Here is a 1,407-nt window from a genome sequence, read left to right on the forward strand (position 1 = left end):
ATCGGCTGAAATATTGGGATGTATGCGTCACATGAGTGTCAATATGTTGCGGGCAGAAACAACCAAAAAAGCCAGCATTCGCCGAAAAAGGCGGTTTGCAAGTATGGATATTAACTATTTGGATAAGGTCTTAGTCGCAGGATTTAAGGCGTTAGGCAAGAAGTGAACATTCACGCTCTTGCCCTGACTGCTCCTGCTACCTGATTTGTGAAACTAGGATCTTTATCACCAGCACCAGAAACTAAATCAAATTCTTGAATTGTTAATTCGCGCATAATAAATATTCCTTATTTAGTTTAGTTGAGAATTTTCATAATTAAATACACAATTACACTATAAAAAATAAAAAAGAACAACTTTAATGAGAAGTCATATTTAATAATTCCTGACAAGTATGTATATACAAAAAAAATAATTATAACTCCTGCAATCAAAATTAAAAATGCGAATAATTTAAATGAAAAAACTGCTTTTTCATTTAGAAAAGCAAAATTTCCATTTTCACATTCCCCTTTTAAAAAGTGAAATTCATTAACCACTTTAACAATCATGCTAATGAAACAAACCAACAACACTATCGCAATAATGTAGTCTATGCATTCAAAAATAGGATCACCAATATCAAATATAGCCATAGAGAAAATATATATAAGAAATAAATTTAAAAAGACAATTTCTTTCCTAAAAATATCTAATCCCTTTGATTTAGAAGGGTCATTTACTCTGGCAAAAATTGATTTTTTACAATTACCTTTTTTCATTAAGTCTATAGTGTTCCTTTTAACAAATAACTTTCATCCCCACCTTATTAAAAACAATACATTATAAATTATAACAAATCAATATAATTCACATAAGTTGATCAGATAAACTATCTGCATTGGTGTTATAATCAGTAATCCGATGACTGACCGGCTGGCTGGGGTTCGGGTAAAGGTAGCGCCAGTACATTAGCGACAACTTTTGCTGCTTCAAGAATCGAGATCCCTTTGGTTTTTGCCACTAAATCCAGTCCATCGCCATAGTTTGGGACGTCACACTGGCGGCAATGCCAGTTGCCGTGGTGGTGATCGTCAATAAAGTGGAAACGGTCAGTACCGCCGCAAACAGGGCAGGCACCATGTTTTCCTTTTGCCGGAATAGCAATGCCACAGGCAGGCAGCAGATTTGCCCAAGAATACATGGCGGAGGTTTTTACGGTCTGGATCAGGTCGAACGATTTTTGGTTACCCGATGTTTTTTGAACTGTAAGTTTAGGGCGAGTTTGGGTATGCTGTGTATCAGCCATCATTTTTACCTTGCTTAATGTGTATTAGTCACGACGTGATCTGACACTGAACCTTGAAAGGTTGAGAGTTACCGACTTTGCTATATGGGTGTCGAATCCTTATACAAAATACGAGGTAA

The 1,407-nt window shown here is 35.9% G+C and carries 1 protein-coding gene and 2 pseudogenes; 1 reads left to right on the forward strand and 2 read right to left on the reverse strand.

What is annotated here, in order from left to right; all coding sequences use genetic code 11:
* Positions 1–166 (forward strand): annotated as a pseudogene (locus Xkoz_RS23650) (ISAs1 family transposase); the annotation flags it as partial.
* 130 nt (positions 167–296) lie between these two features.
* On the opposite strand, the gene Xkoz_RS19085 reads toward Xkoz_RS23650, so the two are convergent.
* Together Xkoz_RS19085 and Xkoz_RS19090 are read right to left on the reverse strand one after the other, a co-directional pair.
* Positions 297–761, reverse strand: coding sequence for a hypothetical protein (locus Xkoz_RS19085; RefSeq protein WP_099143506.1), 465 nt, complete (start codon positions 759–761; stop codon positions 297–299).
* A gap of 152 nt (positions 762–913) precedes the next feature.
* Positions 914–1,183 (reverse strand): annotated as a pseudogene (locus Xkoz_RS19090) (primase-helicase zinc-binding domain-containing protein); the annotation flags it as partial.
* Positions 1,184–1,407 lie beyond the last annotated feature (224 nt).

The sequence above is a fragment of the Xenorhabdus kozodoii genome (genome assembly GCF_002632875.1).
In the GTDB taxonomy this organism is placed as follows: domain Bacteria; phylum Pseudomonadota; class Gammaproteobacteria; order Enterobacterales; family Enterobacteriaceae; genus Xenorhabdus; species Xenorhabdus kozodoii.

Coding starts and splice junctions, on each gene's coding strand:
- Xkoz_RS19085 (WP_099143506.1), bottom strand. CDS start 761: ATGAAAAAAGGTAATTGTAAAAAATCAATTTTTGCCAGAGTAAATGAC.